At 33.2% G+C, this 16993-nt stretch carries 18 protein-coding genes and 5 tRNA genes; all 23 read left to right on the forward strand.

Annotated elements, in window-relative coordinates; translation table 11 throughout:
• Positions 1–2013, forward strand: a complete 2013-nt coding sequence (locus K337_RS17420) for a 5'-nucleotidase C-terminal domain-containing protein (RefSeq protein ID WP_169712873.1) — start codon at positions 1–3, stop codon at positions 2011–2013.
• 68 nt (positions 2014–2081) lie between these two features.
• The gene (locus tag K337_RS0101360) at positions 2082–3863 is read left to right on the forward strand and encodes a 5'-nucleotidase C-terminal domain-containing protein (RefSeq protein ID WP_028854993.1); all 1782 of its coding nucleotides are present in this window, start codon (positions 2082–2084) and stop codon (positions 3861–3863) included.
• A 142-nt stretch (positions 3864–4005) separates the two neighbouring features.
• Positions 4006–4082 (forward strand) — tRNA-Pro (locus K337_RS0101365).
• Between the two features lie 24 nt (positions 4083–4106).
• Positions 4107–4182: transfer RNA gene (locus K337_RS0101370), tRNA-Gly, on the forward strand.
• 7 nt (positions 4183–4189) lie between these two features.
• Positions 4190–4265, forward strand: a tRNA-His gene (locus K337_RS0101375).
• Positions 4266–4287: 22 nt separating this feature from the next.
• Positions 4288–4363: transfer RNA gene (locus K337_RS0101380), tRNA-Lys, on the forward strand.
• A 7-nt stretch (positions 4364–4370) separates the two neighbouring features.
• Positions 4371–4454: transfer RNA gene (locus tag K337_RS0101385), tRNA-Leu, on the forward strand.
• A 99-nt stretch (positions 4455–4553) separates the two neighbouring features.
• A complete protein-coding gene (truA, locus tag K337_RS0101390; RefSeq protein ID WP_028854994.1) occupies positions 4554–5285 on the forward strand; it encodes a tRNA pseudouridine(38-40) synthase TruA in 732 nt (243 codons plus the stop codon).
• 27 nt (positions 5286–5312) lie between these two features.
• Positions 5313–5759, forward strand: a complete 447-nt coding sequence (locus K337_RS0101395) for a GNAT family N-acetyltransferase (RefSeq protein ID WP_028854995.1) — start codon at positions 5313–5315, stop codon at positions 5757–5759.
• Between the two features lie 90 nt (positions 5760–5849).
• Positions 5850–6272, forward strand: a complete 423-nt coding sequence (locus K337_RS0101400) for a Fur family transcriptional regulator (RefSeq protein ID WP_028854996.1) — start codon at positions 5850–5852, stop codon at positions 6270–6272.
• Between the two features lie 192 nt (positions 6273–6464).
• Positions 6465–6983, forward strand: a complete 519-nt coding sequence (locus K337_RS0101405) for a ferritin (RefSeq protein WP_245584859.1) — start codon at positions 6465–6467, stop codon at positions 6981–6983.
• A gap of 68 nt (positions 6984–7051) precedes the next feature.
• Positions 7052–7624, forward strand: a complete 573-nt coding sequence (rbr, locus tag K337_RS0101410; RefSeq protein WP_028854998.1) for a rubrerythrin — start codon at positions 7052–7054, stop codon at positions 7622–7624.
• 67 nt (positions 7625–7691) lie between these two features.
• The gene (gene rd, locus K337_RS19510; protein WP_084140757.1) at positions 7692–7850 is read left to right on the forward strand and encodes a rubredoxin; all 159 of its coding nucleotides are present in this window, start codon (positions 7692–7694) and stop codon (positions 7848–7850) included.
• Between the two features lie 33 nt (positions 7851–7883).
• Complete coding sequence (locus K337_RS19515; protein WP_084140758.1) at positions 7884–8060, forward strand: rubredoxin; 177 nt, start codon at positions 7884–7886, stop codon at positions 8058–8060.
• Between the two features lie 415 nt (positions 8061–8475).
• Positions 8476–8955, forward strand: a complete 480-nt coding sequence (locus K337_RS0101425; RefSeq protein ID WP_028854999.1) for a nucleotidyltransferase family protein — start codon at positions 8476–8478, stop codon at positions 8953–8955.
• Positions 8956–9026: 71 nt separating this feature from the next.
• Entirely contained in the window at positions 9027–9695 is a 669-nt protein-coding gene (gene nth / locus K337_RS0101430; RefSeq protein ID WP_028855000.1) for an endonuclease III, read from the forward strand.
• Positions 9696–9823: 128 nt separating this feature from the next.
• Positions 9824–10999 carry a cysteine desulfurase family protein gene (locus tag K337_RS0101435; protein ID WP_028855001.1) on the forward strand — a complete coding sequence of 392 codons (1176 nt, stop codon included), beginning with the start codon at positions 9824–9826 and terminating at the stop codon, positions 10997–10999.
• 25 nt (positions 11000–11024) lie between these two features.
• Entirely contained in the window at positions 11025–11393 is a 369-nt protein-coding gene (gene nifU / locus K337_RS0101440; protein ID WP_028855002.1) for a Fe-S cluster assembly scaffold protein NifU, read from the forward strand.
• Between the two features lie 117 nt (positions 11394–11510).
• A complete protein-coding gene (locus K337_RS17425; RefSeq protein WP_051251553.1) occupies positions 11511–12605 on the forward strand; it encodes a D-alanyl-D-alanine carboxypeptidase family protein in 1095 nt (364 codons plus the stop codon).
• Between the two features lie 261 nt (positions 12606–12866).
• Complete coding sequence (locus K337_RS0101450) at positions 12867–13751, forward strand: RluA family pseudouridine synthase (protein ID WP_028855003.1); 885 nt, start codon at positions 12867–12869, stop codon at positions 13749–13751.
• Positions 13752–13862: 111 nt separating this feature from the next.
• On the forward strand, positions 13863–14879 hold the full coding sequence (gene gap / locus K337_RS0101455; RefSeq protein ID WP_028855004.1) for a type I glyceraldehyde-3-phosphate dehydrogenase: 1017 nt from the start codon (positions 13863–13865) through the stop codon (positions 14877–14879).
• Between the two features lie 120 nt (positions 14880–14999).
• Complete coding sequence (locus K337_RS0101460; protein ID WP_028855005.1) at positions 15000–16217, forward strand: phosphoglycerate kinase; 1218 nt, start codon at positions 15000–15002, stop codon at positions 16215–16217.
• A 171-nt stretch (positions 16218–16388) separates the two neighbouring features.
• Positions 16389–16706, forward strand: a complete 318-nt coding sequence (gene hpf / locus K337_RS17430) for a ribosome hibernation-promoting factor, HPF/YfiA family (protein ID WP_051251554.1) — start codon at positions 16389–16391, stop codon at positions 16704–16706.
• Positions 16707–16993 lie beyond the last annotated feature (287 nt).

The raw sequence follows: 16993 nt of genomic DNA on the forward strand, positions 1-16993 counted from the left end.
ATGAAAAAGTTTTTAATGGCAACACTGATAACAAGTATTTTTATGGCTTGTAATTCAAATGATGTATCGGTAGAAAAGAAAGAACCGGTAAAAATGGAAATAACTGAGAGGGTAGTAACCCATGAAGTTATAGTTAAGGGTGAGGAAGAGGTAGCTGAACAAACTATTAGAGTAGCAGCAACTTCAGATGTACACGGTAGAATTTATCCTTATGATTATGCAATAGATGGTAAGGATGACGATGCAGGTTTAGCAAAAGTATCGACTGTTGTTAACTCTTTAAGAGCAGAAAACCCAAATATGATATTGATGGATGATGGAGATACGGTTCAAGATAACTCATCTGAATTATTTAATGACCTTGAGGTACATCCTATGGTAGAAGCTATGAATAGCATAGGTTATGACATTTGGACTTTAGGAAATCATGAGTTTAACTTTGAAAAGGAATTTATAGAAAGAAATATATCTAATTTTAATGGAACTGTTCTTTCAGCTAACATTAAAAATAAAAAAGATGGATCGAACTATGTAAATCCATATCAAATTTTTAATGTAAATGGAGCTAGAGTGGCTGTAATAGGAGTTATCCCTCCATATGTACCTATGTGGGAATCATCTTCTCCTAGTCATTTTAAAGGGTTGGAGTTCAATGAAATATTGGAATCTGTCCAAGAAACTGTAAAAGAATTAGATGGTCAATATGATATCTTAGTTGGATCTTTCCATATGGGAAGAGAAGATGAATATGGTGGAGCTGGAATCTATGATCTAGCTAATAAAGTACCTGAATTTGATGTTATATTTGGTGGACATGAGCATGCTAAATATGTTGAAAATATAAATAATACTCCAATTGTAGAACCTGGATTTGCAGGTTGGGCAGTTTCTAAAGCTGATATCCATGTAAAGAAAGAAGAGGGTAAATGGGTTGTTAAAGGGATAGATGTAGAAAACATTCAAACTAAGACAATTGAAGCAGATCAAAAAATATTAGACGAATTTAAATATGTAGATGATCAAGCAAAATCTGTAGCAAATACAGTAATTGGAGAGGTTAGTGAAACGTTTATAACTAGACCAGATTTCATAACTGGTGAAGACAAGGTAACTACTATGCCTACAGCTCAATTACAGCCAAATGCTGTAATAGATCTAATAAATGATGTGCAGTTAAAATATGCAGGAGCAGATGTATCATCAGCGGCATTCTTTAAGGCAGAAGCTAACTTAAAAGCAGGAAATTTCCATAATAAAGATGTGGCTAATATCTATAAATATGCAAATACTTTAGTTGGAGTAAATATGACTGGTGAAAATTTACTTAAATTTATGGAATGGTCTATGTCATATTACAATACTTGGAATGAAGGAGATGTAACTATCTCATTTAATGAAGATGTAAGAGGATATAACTATGATATGTTTGCAGGGGTAAACTATAAAGTTGACTTATCTAAAGACGCAGGGAATAGAGTAGTCGATCCAACGATCAATGGTGAAGCTATCGATCCAGCTAAGATCTATAAGGTAGCAGTAAACAACTATAGATTTGGTACATTAACTAAGAACGGATGGGTAAAACCTGAAGATAAATATTATGATTCTTATGAAACTATGCAGGATGCAGGAAGAATAAGAGATTTAATCATCAAATATACAAAGGAAGAAAAAAATGGAAAATTAGATCCTATTGTACATAATAACTGGGAAATAATTGGTGTTAAATTAGATTATCCAGAAAGAGATGCTATCTATGAGATGATCAGAGAGGGGAAGATAGTTATTCCTAGATCAGCTGATGGAAGAACAGTTAATGTTAAATCTATTAATTTAAAGGATTATGTTGTTGCAGAAGAAGTTGCATCGTATACAGTAAAAACTGGAGATACTTTAGGAGCAATAGCAAACAAATTTGATCTTAAAGTTCCTGAAATTTTAAAAGAGAATAAAAATATAAAAGATGCAAATATAATAAGAGTTGGGGAAGAATTAATAATTCCTGCAAATTAAATTTAAAAAGGTACAGAATTTATCTGTACCTTTTAAATATATACATATATAAATAGGGAGGAAAAATGATGATGAAGAAATTTGTTAAGATCTTATCGGCAATGATGTTACTTTTAGTGGTGGCATGTGGAAAAACTACAAAAACAGATGAACCTAGTAAAGTAGCGGGGGACAAAGTAGATGTAGTGGCAACTGAGAAATTAGTTGTAAATGAAGATGTAGAATTTAAAGTAATGCATGTAAATGATATTCATGGAAGGGTAGATGCAGGTAAATACGACGGAATGGGATTAGCCAGAGTAAGTACTATGGTTAAACAAACTAGAGCAGAAGACCCCAATGTATTATTTTTAGATGCAGGAGATACAATTCATGGAACTGTATTTGCAGCTTTAACTAAGGGAGCATCAGTTGTAAGAGTTATGAATGAAATGGGTTATGATGCTATGACAACAGGAAATCATGACTATAACTATGGATTGGATAGAATTGAAAAATTACAAAATACTATGAACTTTCCAGTGTTAGTATCAAACCTTACTTATAAAGATACAGGAGAAAAAGCATTTAAACCATATACAATCAAAACATTACCGAATGGTGTGAGAGTAGGAATCTTTGGTTTAGCAACTCCTGAGACAGCGTATAAGACTAACCCTACCAATGTAGAGGCGGTTACCTTTGATGACCCTATCGCATCAGCTAAAGAGTCTGTAACGGCTTTAAAAGCTGAAGGAGTGAACTACATCGTTGCGCTTTCACATTTAGGTGTAGATGAAGATTCAGTTTATACAAGTATTAAATTAGCTCAAGAAGTAGATGGAATAGATCTAGTTGTTGATGGACATAGTCATACTACTCTAGAAGAAGGTATGTGGGTAAAAGATACTCTTATTGTTCAATCAGGATTCTATGATAAGAACTTAGGAGAAGTAACTATTAAATTAGGTAAAGATGGATCAAAAGTTGAGACAGCGAAATTATTTACTAAAGAATACGCAATGGAAAACGTTGAGGAAGATCCTGCTGTAAGAGCAATTATTGATGAAGTAAATACAGAGAATGAAAAGATTACATCTGTAGTTGTAGGAGAAACTCCTGTACTTTTAGACGGTGAAAGAAATGATGTAAGAGCTGGTGAAACTAATTTAGGAGATATGATTACAGAAGCTATGTTAACAAAAACAGGAGCTGAAGGTGTTATAACTAATGGTGGTGGAATAAGAGCTTCTATCCAAAAAGGAACAATTACTAGAGGAGATGTTATCTCAGTATTACCATTTGGAAACTATGTGGTGGTAAAAGAGATAACTGGTCAAGATCTAAAAGATGCTATTGAAAATGGTGTGCAATCTTATCCAGATGCTAGAGGAGCGTTCCCACATGTAGCAGGATTTACATTTAAATTTGATCCTATGAAAGAAGTAGGAAACAAAGTTTATGATGTTACATTTAACAATGGAGAAAAATTAGACCTAACTAGAACTTATAAGATAGCTACAAACGACTTTATGGCTGTAGGTGGAGATAAGTATGCTTCTTTAAAAGGGAAGAAGACAGTGAACGAATATGAGAGTATTGAAGAGATATTAGGAGAATATATTAAAACTAATGGAATCACTCATACTACTGTAGATGGAAGAGTATTCGCAGGGAAGGAAGAAATTACTGCAAATATGGATAAAAAATCGAATGATTCAGTATATACAGTAGAATCAGGAGATACATTGAGAGCAATTTCTGAAAAAACAGGAATAGATATGGATACAATCTTAAAAGAAAATAAAAAGATTACAAACCCAGATATAATTTTTATAGGAGAAAAAATAGCTTTACCAAAGGCTAACTAATCCTTTAAAAGAAGCCACTTTGTGGCTTCTTTTTTTTTAAAATCAAATATATTTTTCAAAAAAATAAAAAAAGTATGAAAAAGTGTTGACGCTTTAACTTTATTGTGATATTATTATTCTTGTCGTGAGAGAACGATAATAACGGAGCATAGCGCAGCCCGGTAGCGCACCTGCCTTGGGAGCAGGGGGTCATAGGTTCGAATCCTATTGTTCCGACCATTTAAATAAAATATACCAAGATACGCGGGAATAGCTCAGTTGGTAGAGCGTCAGCCTTCCAAGCTGAATGTCGCCAGTTCGAACCTGGTTTCCCGCTCCAAAATGTGGTGGTTGTAGTTCAGTTGGTAGAGCGCCAGTTTGTGGTACTGGTTGTCGCGGGTTCAAGTCCCGTCAGCCACCCCAACATTTAAAAACTTTATATTATGCGCCACTAGCTCAGCTGGTAGAGCACTCGACTTTTAATCGAGTTGTCACAGGTTCAAACCCTGTGTGGCGCACCATCCATACGCGGGGGTGGCGGAATTGGCAGACGCGCTAGACTTAGGATCTAGTGTCTTCGACGTGGGGGTTCAAGTCCCCCCCTCCGCACCATATTAAAGTTTTAAACTCTAGAATTTATTCTAGAGTTTTTTTTTTAGAGTAGAGATACCTTTTGTTATAAAATTAAAGCCTTATCTAGGAGATGAAAAAATGAGAAATATAAAACTTGTCTATCAATATGATGGAAGTGATTTTTTTGGATTTCAAAGACAACCAGATAGACGAACTGTACAAGGGGAACTTGAATCAGGTTTGTACAAGATAATAAGAGAAAGGGTAAACTTAATAAGTTCAGGAAGAACTGATAGGGGGGTCCATGCAGTTGAACAAGTTTCTAATTTTGTTACTGACTCTAAAATTCCAGCAGAGAGGCTGGTTTACGCTCTTGATAACATCACTCCTAAGGACATTAAGATATTAAAGGTAGAAGATGTAGAAATGGAATTTCATTCCAGATTTTCGGCAAAGACAAGAGCCTATGAATTTATATTGACTCCTGAAAGAAGTGTGTTTGAAACTAGATATTTAACTGAAGTCAAAGGGAAAATTCACGTAGATAAACTATACGATATAATGAAGGTGTTTTTAGGCAGCCATAATTTTGATGGATTTAGAATGACTGATTGTGGTGGGAAGAATCCTGTAAGAGAAATTTTTGAAATAAGATGTTATGAAAAAGCTGACCATAAGATAGGAATTTATATAAAAGGAAATGCTTTTTTAAAGACACAGATAAGGATAATGGTAGGAAGTTCTTTGGCGATTTATTTCAATGAAAGACCCTGTGATTATTTGTTAAAAAAATTAGAAAATCCTGACCCTAAAGGTGAAAAGATAGTTATAGATGGATCGGGGTTATACCTGTATGAGATAAACTATTAGTTGTTAGTTATTTTAGGGGGATAAAAAATGAAATTTTTAGAGATAAAAGCAAAAGATAAAAAATATATAGAGCAGATTATAGAGGTTGAAAAAGAAGCTTTTGGAGTAAGTGGTGGAGTAGATGAATGGATCTTGAAGCCTATTATCCGGTATGGGAAGGTATTTGTCTTAGTTATAGAGGATGAAGTTATAGGGATAGCTGAATATATTAGAAATTTCGATGGTGATGAGATGTTTTTATACGGATTTTCTATAAAGAAAGATTATAGAAAATGTGGATATGGAAAAAAACTCTTGGAAGAATCTGTAAAAATATTTAGAGAAAATAAGATAAAAAAAATAGGGCTGACGGTTTCTTTGGAAAATGAAGGCGCTATAGAACTATATAAAAAATTAGGATTTAAGATGGAAGAGATGTTAAAGGATGAATATGGAAAAGGTATAGACAGACTTTACTTCAGCAGGAAAATATAGTAAAAAAATCATTTTGTTGACAAAACAATAAAAATATAATAGAATTATATATGAAATGATTACAAAATATCAATCTAAAAGGAGGTAGAAATGAAGTTAAATATAGAAAAAATAAGTTCATATTTAAAAAGTCATGATATAAGACCATCTTATCAGAGGATGAAAATTTTTGAGTACTTAATAGTAAATAAAAATCACCCTACAATAGATATGATGTATAAGAGTCTTGCTCCAGAAATACCAACTTTATCTAAAACTACAGTATATAATACATTAAATTTATTCGTAGAAAAGAAGATTGCTATAGTAATTTTAGTAGAGGAAAATGAAACTAGATATGATGCTGATACAAGCATACATGGACATTTTAAATGTGATGAATGTGGAGAGGTCAGTGATCTTAATATAGGGATGGAGAAGGTAAATATTCCTGAACTTGATAATTTTCAAATAAATGAGCACCATCTTTATTTTAAAGGTGTATGCGGTGAGTGTTTAAAGAAAAAAAAATAATGTTCGTAGAACAATAAAAGATAATTCTTCATTTTTAATGGGGAATTTTTTTTATTTTTTATAAAAGATAAAAGAAGGAAAAAAATGTGTAAGTTGGTATACAGAGAGGTGCTTTATAAAAAATTAGATTAATTTTAAGAGCGGAAATTTTATTAAAGTTATATTTAGTTTAAATTTTGGGAGGAAATAAAAATGGCAATGAATAAAAGGATGTTGGAAATTTTAAATGAGCAAATTAATAAGGAGATGTATTCTGCACATCTATATCTATCGATGAATGCTTATCTCGTTTCTAAAAATTTACCAGGTTTTGCTAACTATATGAGGGTACAATATCAAGAGGAAATGTCCCATGCATTAAAACTGTTTGATTATCTATTGGAAAGGGGAGAAAGGGCTGTATTAGCTGAGATAGCAGCTGTAAAAGTGGAGTGGAAAGACCCTATAGATGTATTTGAAGATACCTACAAACATGAAAAGTTTATAACTGAATCTATAAATGAAGTTTTAGGAGTAGCCCATGAAGTGAAGGACTATGCGACTATAAATATGCTTCAATGGTATATAAATGAGCAGGTAGAAGAGGAAGCTCACGTGTCATCTGTATTGGAGCAGTTAAAGATGGTAGAGGGCAAAGGAACAGGCTTATTTATGCTAGATAGAGAGATGCAAAACAGGGTATTTATAGACTCTACACAGGAAAAAGCTTAAATTAGGTTAATTTTATTTTTATATATTATCAATTTATATACAGCTATAAGCTGTAATGGGAGGTATTTATGACAATTAAAGGTACTGAAACAGAAAAGAATTTATTGAAGTCTTTCGCTGGTGAATCACAAGCTACAAACAGATACAAGATGTATGCTAAGCAAGCTAAAAAAGAGGGGTATGAACAAATTTCGGCAATTTTTTTAGAAACTGCAGATAATGAAGTTCAGCATGCTAAAAGATTTTTTAGATTCTTAGAAGGGGGAGACTTAGAGATTACAGCTGCCTACCCAACTAATCAAGTGGGGACTACTGAAGAAAATTTAAAAAATGCAGCAGGTGGAGAAAATGAAGAATGGACAGAATTATACCCTCATTTTGGAGAAGTTGCAGAAAAAGAAGGATTTCCTGAAGTTGCAGCAGCATATAGAAGTATATCGGCTGTAGAGAAGGAACATGAGGCTAGATATTTAAAATTACTGGCAAATTTAGAAGATAGCAGTGTGTTTAAAAAGAAAAGTGTAGTTAGATGGAAGTGTAGAAATTGTGGATTTGTACATGAAGGGGAGGAAGCTTTAGAGTTATGTCCTGCATGTCTTCACCCAAAAAGCCATTTTGAGATCAAAGAAAATAATTATTAGGAAAAACTTAAATTATAGAGTAATATGATAATAAGTAACTTACAACTTAAAACTAGGAGGAATATATATGGATAAATGGTTATGTATAGTATGCGGTTATGTGTATGATCCAGAGGTTGGAGATCCTGATTCAGGGATAGCACCAGGAACAAAGTGGGAAGATGTCCCAGAAGATTGGATTTGTCCTCTATGTGCAGTAGGAAAAGATCAATTCGAAAAAATGTAGTTCTATAACTATTAATAGAACGTTGGAGGGAATATGGACAGATGGGTATGTTTGGTATGCGGCTATGTATACGATGAAGAATTAGGGGATCCTGATTCAGGGGTAGCACCGGGAACAAAGTGGGAAGACGTACCAGAAGACTGGATTTGTCCGCCATGTGCAGTAGGAAAAGACCAGTTTGAAAAACTGGAATTTGAAAAGTCAGAATAAAAAAATGCCTGCAAATTGCAGGTATTTTTTTATTTTAAAGTAAAAGAAGTAAAGTTTAGTCATTAAATAAAGTTTTATAACGTTTTAAATGCGAAAATAATGTTTTGTTTGCAAACAGTACATTTTGAAGTAGAATTGTGTGTAGAAACAGAATTTTTTTCGCAAAACGTTCGAAAAAAGGTTGACTTTTTTTAAAATCTTTAGTATACTTATATTAGTTCAAGGGAGACTTTGAACATCCATGTAGAGCTTAAGCCCCCCTTTTTAAGACTATATGTGTCAATTGAATTATTGATGAAAAAAAGCTTGCATTTGGTAAGCTTTTTTTATTTTTAATTTATCTGTAGCCCTATCTCAAATTTTGAGGTGGGGCTTTTTTGTGATAAACTAAAAAAAAGACAGAAGGAGAAATAAGATGAGGTTTGATTACCAGTTTGCTATGGAAGAGTATGAAAAGGTGAAAAAATACCTAAAAAAATATGATTATAGGTGTGAAGTCACTGGGAGTCTGAGAAGAAAGAAAGAAGATATAGGGGATATAGATATAGTCATAGAAAAAAACGAAGATAAAAAAATAGAAATAGAAAATTTAAAAGAGATAGAAATAAAGGTGCTGGAAATAATTTCTAAGTATAGTGAAGTGGAAAGACGTATAAATCATTATGAGTTTTTATTAAAGAGTGGAATATCTATTCATATAATCCCTGAAACCTCAAAACACTTTAACTATACCCTTTGGCACTCTACAGGACCAAAACCTCATGTAAAACTGATAAAGAAAAAGTATGAGGAGAAGGCGATGGAGATAGATATGGAAAATACAATAGAAAAAGAAATATATGAAAATATAGATTTGGAATATTTACAGCCAGAGAAAAGATGGGAATTAGTCTAGAATACTTACAAAGTATTGAAAATATTATAAGAATGAAAATTGGCCAAGAGCCACTAAAAGGAAGGAAAATTATGACGAAAAAACAAAAAGTAAAAAAGATAATAGCTGTACTCCATGAAAAATTTGGAAATCCAGAGTGTGCACTGAAACATGAGACCCCTTTTGAGTTGTTGGTAGCCGTGAGTCTGTCAGCTCAGTGTACTGATAAGAGGGTAAATATAGTGACTGAGGAGATGTTTCGAAAAAAGGGTATAAATACTCCGAAACAATTTGCAGAGATGGAGTTAGAAGAGATAGAAACCTTAGTCAAAAGTACAGGATTTTATAAAAATAAAGCCAAAAATATAAAGAAAACCAGTGAGATACTACTAGAAAAATATGGGGGAGAGGTCCCGCAAGAGATGGATAAATTAGTTGCCTTGGCAGGAGTCGGTAGGAAAACAGCGAATGTTGTCAGAGGAGAGGTGTGGAGGTTAGCGGAAGGAGTAACTGTGGATACCCATGTAAAGAGACTGACAAATTTAATAGGGCTTGTTAAGGGAGATAACCCTATAATTATCGAAAGGGAATTAATGGAGTTGGTCCCTAAAGAATATTGGATAGATATATCTCATTATTTGATTTTACAAGGAAGAGATGTATGTGTGGCTAGAAGACCTCAATGTGGTAGATGTGAAATAAATATTTTTTGTAATTTTGGAAGAAAAAAATTAAAAAAAGAGGAGAAAAATAACAGCTGACCACGGATAGGATAGAGATACTAAGGTCTTAAAAGTTTCGATGATCAAACCTTTGGAATACCAAGGAATATGTTGACATAAAAACTAAACAATGGTAATATAAGGTATATAGAATAAGGGGTGAAGCTATGAGAAGAGTTTATTTAGACAACAACGCTACAACAAAAACGGATGAAAAAGTATTGGAAGCGATGTTGCCTTATTTTTGTGAGGTATATGGAAATGCTCACAGTATGCACAGTTTTGGACAAGAGGCTGGAAAAGCTTTAAATTCAGCTAGAGAAACTATTTCAAATATATTAAAGATAGAAAAATCAGAGTTAATTTTTACTGGAACAGGGGTAGAAAGTAATAATTTAGCCATAAGAGGTATAGCAAGAGCTTATAGAAGAAGAGGGAATCACATAATTACAAGTGCTATTGAACATCCGGGTGCTAAGAATACATGTCAAGATCTAGAGAGAGAGGGATTTGAAGTATCTTATATACCTGTTGATAAAAACGGTGTAGTAATTGTAGAGGAGTTAAAAAAAGCTATCAGAAAGGAAACGATCTTAGTTACTCTTATGCATGCAAACAACGAAACTGGAGTAGTGCAGCCAATAGAGGAGATATCTAAGATAACTCGTGAGAACAAGATTGTATTTCATACTGATGCTGTTCAAACGGTTGGAAAGATACCTGTCTATCCTAAGGAATTAGGAGTGGACCTAATGAGTTTTTCAGGGCATAAATTTAATGGTCCTAAGGGAACAGCTGGATTATTTGTTAAAAATGGAATCAGATTAGGAAAAGTTATTACAGGTGGAGGACAGGAAAGAAAGATCAGACCTGGAACAACTAACCTGGCAGGTGTAGTAGGAATGGCTAAAGCATTGGAATTAGCTACTACAAATATGGATGAAAAGATAAAGGAAGAGGAAGAATTGAGAGCATTCTTTGAAACAGAGATGGTCGCAAAAATTCCAGAAATTAAAATAAATGGTAAAGAAGCAGTTAGGCTTCCAGGAACTTCAAGTATTAGTTTTAGACATTTAGAAGGAGAGTCAATCTTATTAGGACTTGATTATAAAGGGATAGCCGTTAGTTCAGGATCTGCATGTTCTTCGGATGATCTGCAGGCTTCCCATGTATTGTTAGCAATGGGGATAGAGGTTGTGGATGCTCATGGGACTATTAGATTCTCTTTGGGGAAATTTAATACTCGTGAAGATATGGAATATGTAATAGAGGAAGCTCCTAAAGTGATAGAGAAATTAAGAATGATTTCACCGCTTTGGAATGAATTTCAACTTGAAAAATAAATTAAAAAATGGGGAGTGACGATAGATGGAATATACAAAAAAAGTAATGGATCATTTTATGAATCCTAGAAACGTTGGAGTAATTGAAAATCCTGATGGATATGGAAAGATTGGAAGTCCTTCTTGTGGAGATATGATGGAGATCTTCTTAAAGATAGAAGATGGAATCATCAGAGATGTAAAATTTAGAACATTTGGATGTGCATCAGCTATTGCATCATCATCAGTAACTACAGAGATGATCTTAAATAAAACTGTAGAAGAAGCGTTACAAGTAACTAACAAGGCTGTTGTAGAAGCTTTAGATGGTTTACCGGCAGCAAAAGTACATTGTTCTGTGTTAGCTGAAGAAGCTATAAAAGCAGCAATAGAAGACTATATGTCTAAAAAATAATGATTTTATTTTGGGGTAGGAAACTATCCCTTTTTTATTTGATATATGCTATAATATTCTAATCTAAAAAGCGTATTAATTAATAAAATATAAGAGAAAAAGGATGAAGTGACTAAGATGAAAAGAATTATTATAGGAATATATTTAATTGTAGGTATATTGAGTTTTGGGCAAGGGGATAGATTTGCAGCAAAACTATTGGGAACAGCGGATGGTAAAATAATAAATAGTATCAATGGAGAAAAGATTTACCCGTTGGCTTCTGTGACTAAGATGATGACTATATTGGTTACCTATGATGCTATATCTAAGGGCGAGATATCGATGGATGATATGGTAGATATTCCAGAAGAGATGAGAAAAATTGGTGGGAGCAGAATATGGATGACTGTGGAAGACAGCCTCAGTGTGAGAGATCTGGTCAAAGCAACGGCTATTTATTCTGCCAACAATGCAGCATATTCCCTGGCTTATTATGTGGGAGGTGGAGATTTAGACAAATTTGTAGAGAAAATGAATGAAAAAGCAGAATCTTTAGGGATGGTAAATACTAATTATTATACTCCGGCAGGGTTACCTCCTCATATGACGGGAACAGAGATGGATGTATCTACAGTAAATGATATCTATAAATTATCTATGGAATTGTTGAAAAATGATGACTATATGAAAATTGCTTCGATGAAGGAAGCTGGTATAAGAAATGGTCAGCAGAGGTTTAAAAGCAGAAATAAATTATTGGGAATAGATGGGATCTATGGGATAAAAACTGGACATCATAGTTTGGCAGGGTATAATATCTCCATTGTTTCTAAAAAGAATGATTTAAATATGATAGAGATTGTGTTTGGTTCGCCAGATGAAAAGACCCGTGATACAGTTGTGCTAGAAGATTTAGATAAATTCTACATTGATTATGGGTATATAGATCTTTTGGTTCAGGGGGAAAAAATAGGGACACTAAAGGTTGAAGATGGTGTGGAATCAGAAGTTAATTTTTATGCTGAAAACAACTATACTAAGTTGATGGCTAAAAATAGAAAGATAGAAAAACAAGTGACAATGAAAAAAGATATAAAAGCTCCTGTTGCAGCTGGAACTGTAGTTGGGGAGTATAGGCTTTTAATAGATGGTAAAACTTATTTAAAAAGTGAACTAAGAATTGATCATTCAATTGAAAGAATGGGATTTTTTCAAAGAATATTTAACTAAAAGAGTCTTTAAAGACTCTTTTTTTTCTAAAAAAATAAATATGCAAGATTGAAAGTTGAGAGGACATCAAATACAGGAAAGAGATAGGAGATGAATATGGTGGAAAAGGGAATTATAAGAGAAAATAAAATAAATCTAAAATAATACAGAAACTTTATAGTGAAATTTGTAGAAAAGGAATCTTTGGGTTCCTTTTTCTATTATTATGTTATAATAGATAGAAGTATAAGTAAAAATTAAAGTTAGAGAGAAGGAGAAATAATGAAAAAATATATAATAGAGCCAGAATATCATGGATATAAAGTTGGGGATTATTTAAAGGAAGTTTTGGGTTATTCTAGTAGAAGTATGAGGAAGATCGATATCTTTTTGAATGGGAAAAAAGTGAAGCCCAATAAAAAAGTAAGGAAATTGAATAGGTTATTGGTGAAGGAGCACAATAAAGGAACAAACATCGAGCCTATCCAAATGGATTTGGATATAGTATATGAGGATAAGAACCTGATTATATTAAATAAGGAACCATATTTGATAGTGCATCCCACTAAAAAGAAGGTAGATAAAACTCTGGCTCATGGAATAGTGCATTATATGAAGGAACAGACAGGGGAAATTACAGTTCCGAGATTCTATAATAGATTGGATATGAACACGTCTGGAATTATAGTGGTAGCTAAAAATGGGTTTGCCCAGGCATTTTTACAAAATAAAGAGAAAGCCACTGTGAAGAAGTATTATCAAACAATAGTTAAGGGAATAGTTAAAGAAGAAGAGTTTGTTATAGAGGAATCGATTGGTCGTGTAGGAGATTCGCTGAAAAGAGAATTACTTTCAGTAGAAGATGGAGGTCAAACTGCAAAAACAGGAGTAAAGGTTTTAAAGAGAATGGATGATCAAAACTTAACCCTTCTAGAGGTGGAGTTATTTACAGGAAGAACCCATCAAATCAGAGTACATCTATCATCTATAGGACATCCAATATTAGGAGATGAACTCTATGGGGGAATGGTTGATAGTATTAAAAGACAGCTTCTGCATGCTTATAAATTAATCTTTACTAACCCAGACACTGGAAAAGAGGAAACTGTAACTACAACTTTACCTGATGACATGGATAGAATTATAAAAGGGGAGGTGATAGGGTAAAAATAGACCAAGAATTGTTGCAAAATTAATACTCACGTTCCGTTGACAAACTCTAGAAATTTAAGATATATTTATAGTGTAAAATAAAAAAATCTCAGGAGGAATAAAACTATGGCAGCAGTAAAGATAGCGATAAATGGATTTGGTAGAATTGGAAGATTAGCATTCAGATTAATGGCAGATAACCCTGAATTTGAAGTAGTAGCAATAAACGACTTAACGGACCCTAGAACTTTAGCTTACTTATTAAAGTTTGATACAGCTCAAGGAAGATTCAAAATGGATTCAATTGAAGCTACAGAAAACGGAATAGTAGTAGATGGGAAAGAAATTAAAATATACTCTGAAAGAAATGCAGCAGACTTACCTTGGAAAGCATTAGATGTAGATGTAGTATTAGAATGTACTGGATTCTATGTATCTAAAGAAAAGTCTCAAGCACATATAGATGCAGGAGCTAAGAAAGTAGTTATCTCTGCACCAGCAGCAGGAGATCTTAAAACAGTTGTATTCAACGTAAACGATGACGTATTAACTGGAGAAGAAACTATCATATCTGGAGCTTCTTGTACAACTAACTGTTTAGCACCAGTTGTAAACGTGTTAAACAAAGAATTTGGATTAGTTAAAGGATTCATGACAACTATCCATGCATATACAAATGACCAAAACATCTTAGATGCACCTCATCCAAAGGATATCAATGCAAGAAGAGGAAGAGCAGGAGCAGCTAACATGGTACCTACATCTACAGGAGCAGCAGTAGCAGTAGGAAAAGTATTACCTGAATTATTAGGAAAATTAGATGGTGGAGCAGTAAGAGTTCCAACTGTTACAGGATCTTGTGTTGACTTAGTAGTAGAGTTAGATAAGAACGTAACTGTAGAAGAAATCAATGCAGCTATGAAAGCAGCATCAAATGAAACTTTAGGATACACTGAAGAGCCAATCGTATCTTCTGACTGTATCGGAATCGAATTCGGATCATGGTTTGATGCTCAATCTACAAAAGTAATGACTGTAGATGGAAAGCAATTAGTAAAAATCTTAACTTGGTATGATAACGAGATGTCTTATACAGCTCAATTAATCAGAACTTGTAAGAAATTTGCTCAATTAGCAAAGTAATTATATAATAGAATAAATAGAATAGCGGGAGCATTGGTTTCCGCTATTTTTTTTAGAGAGAAGTATTATATATCTTAGGCGTTTAAAGGCAGTAATTATATTTATGGAGGGGTTAAGAGAATGGCGAAAAAAATAGTAAATGAATTAGAGTTAAACGGTAAAAAAGTATTAATGAGAGTGGATTTTAACGTTCCTATGAAGGATGGAAAGATCACAAATGATAATAGGATAGTTGCAGCTACTGACACAATTAAATATGTATTAGAGCAAGGTGGAAAAGTTATAGCTTTCTCTCATTTAGGAAGAGTAAAAACAGAGGAAGATAAAGCAGGAAAATCAATGGCACCAATAGCTGTAAGATTATCTGAATTATTAGGTAAAGAAGTTAAGTTTGTTGCTGAAACTAGAGGAGCAGAATTAGAAGCTGCAGTAGCGGAATTAAAAGCTGGAGAGATCATGATGTTTGAAAATACTAGATTTGAAGACATCGATGGTAAGAAAGAATCTAAAAATGACCCTGAATTAGGAAAATACTGGGCTTCTTTAGGAGACGTTTTCGTAAACGATGCATTTGGAACTGCTCATAGAGCGCATGCTTCAAATGTAGGAATCGCTTCAAACGTAACAGAATCAGCAGCAGGATTCTTAATGGAAAAAGAAATTAAATTTATTGGTGGAGTAGTAGATGCGCCGCAAAAACCATTAGTAGCGATCTTAGGAGGAGCAAAAGTTTCTGATAAGATCTCTGTAATCAAAAATTTAATACCAAAAGCTGATAAGATAATTATTGGTGGAGGAATGATGTTCACTTTCTTAAAAGCAAAAGGATTAAATATCGGATCTTCATTATGTGAAGAAGATAGATTAGACCTTGCTAAAGAATTAATGGAGTTAGCAGGAGATAAATTAGTATTACCTGTAGATACTATTACTTCAAAAGAATTCTCAAATGATGCAGGACATAAAATTGTTTCTGTAAATGAAATTCCTGATGGAGAAATGGGATTAGATATCGGACCTAAATCAGTAGAATTATTTAAATCTGCATTAGCAGGAGCTAAGACTGTAGTATGGAATGGACCGATGGGTGTATTCGAAATGTCTAACTTTGCTAAAGGAACTATCGGAGTTTGTGAAGCTATCGCCAATTTAGACGGTGCTATCACTATTATCGGTGGAGGAGACTCTGCAACAGCAGCAATCGATTTAGGATTTGCTGACAAGTTTACACATATCTCTACTGGTGGAGGAGCTTCACTTGAGTATTTAGAAGGTAAAGTTTTACCAGGAATAGATTCTATAGCTAGTCACTGTGGTAACTGTAACTGCGGTAAATAATTAAATAGAAAGATCAGGAGGGGGAGAAATCCTCCTCTTTTTATATTCAGTTTTATACTTAGACCACTCTTCCTGGTGAGTCTTTCTTTGCTCTAACTATTGATTTTGTTGGAATTATGTCGTATATTTGTATTACTAGCATGAGGACAAACTAATAAGGATGTGATTTTTATGAGAACGACAATAAGAGGAAGACACTTAGAGGTAACAGAGGGAATCAAAAATTATGCAGAGAAGAGATTTGGTAAATTAGAGACGTACTTTAATCATATAGATGAAACTGAAGTTGTTTTAAAATATGAAGATAAAAAAGTATATGGTGTAGAAGTTATTGTAAGTACTAAGGGGAATAAATATATTGCTAAAACTAAAGGTGGAGAATTATACACTGAGATAGATAAGGCTAAAGAGAAGATAAAAGGTGTATTGACTAAAGAAAAGAAGAAAATTTTAGATAGTAAAAGGGAAGAGAAGCCAGAAGTTGAATAGATGAAACTAATCTCCTAATTATCAGGGATATAAACACTCTGATAATTAGGAGAATTTTTTTAAATTAAGAATAAAATTATGATATAAAATACCTTGAATAAAAATAAAAATAATGATATTATTTTATAAATAATAAATTGTTCGGAGGAATAAAAAGTGAAAAAATCAAACTTTATTACAACTCTATATTACTATTATTATAGGAAACAGGATTTGAATTAATTCTTTAAATTAGAATTATATGCGAATCCATTTTGTATTACTATAAGTTTAGTGAGATGGATTTG

It is taken from the genome of Psychrilyobacter atlanticus DSM 19335, from assembly GCF_000426625.1.
GTDB lineage: Bacteria > Fusobacteriota > Fusobacteriia > Fusobacteriales > Fusobacteriaceae > Psychrilyobacter > Psychrilyobacter atlanticus.